The organism is Agromyces sp. P1_H4, from assembly GCF_056405255.1.
This window is the reverse complement of the sequence record NZ_JBFUCL010000603.1, coordinates 1-761: the sequence shown is the minus strand read 5'-3', so window position 1 is coordinate 761 and position 761 is coordinate 1. Positions and strand designations below refer to the sequence as shown.

Genomic DNA, 761 nt, shown 5'->3' with positions numbered 1-761 from the left:
GGCGACCACGCTCGCGCGACAGCGCCAACATCGCCCACTCGCGGAGGAGATGGGGGATGGGAGCGAGCGGTGTCGGGTGTGCGAAGCGGGCGGCGAGCGGCCGGCGGGGTGGCGGAGCGGGAGTGGCGCCGGGGCGGGACGGGGGCGGCTACGCGCCGAGGTCGCGGAACGCGAGCGACGAGGCATCCGTCGTCTCGGTCGTCACCGTGGCGAACGCGTCGAAGCCGTCGGCGGTCACCCGGTCGAGCAGCGCGCGCAGGTTCTTCACGCGGCGCTCGAACCGCACGCGGGCACCGGATGCCACGAGCTCGTGCTTCAGCGCGAGGAGCGCCGCCGGCTCGACCTCGGCGTCGTACACGAGCACGACCGCGCGGGGACGCGCCTCGTCGCGCACCGCGAGCAGGTCGACGATGCGCTCGAAGCCGATCGAGAAGCCGCACGCGGCCACCTCCTGGCCGAGGAAGCGCCCGATCATGTGGTCGTAGCGTCCTCCGCCGCCGAGCGAGTAGCCCAGATCGGGGTGGGCGATCTCGAAGATCGTGCCCGTGTAGTAGCCCATGCCGCGCACGAGCGTGGGGTCGAACTCGATCGCCGCGTCGGGCAGCGCCTCGCGCAGCGCGAGCAGGTCGCGGTACGCGTCGAGGTCGAGCCAGGCGGGCGGCCGGACGACCCCGTCGTGCAGGTGCCAGTCGGCCGAGGTCAGCGCCTCGAGCTCGGCCGCGACATCCGTGCGGTCGTCGATGACGCCGAGCGCGGCGAGC

The 761-nt window shown here is 74.0% G+C and carries 1 protein-coding gene; it reads right to left on the bottom strand.

Features of this window, described 5'->3' with window-relative positions:
- Positions 1-148: 148 nt before the first annotated feature.
- Positions 149-761: ATP phosphoribosyltransferase regulatory subunit (locus tag AC1DY2_RS20295; RefSeq protein WP_476764056.1), on the bottom strand; the 613-nt coding region annotated here is incomplete at its 5' end.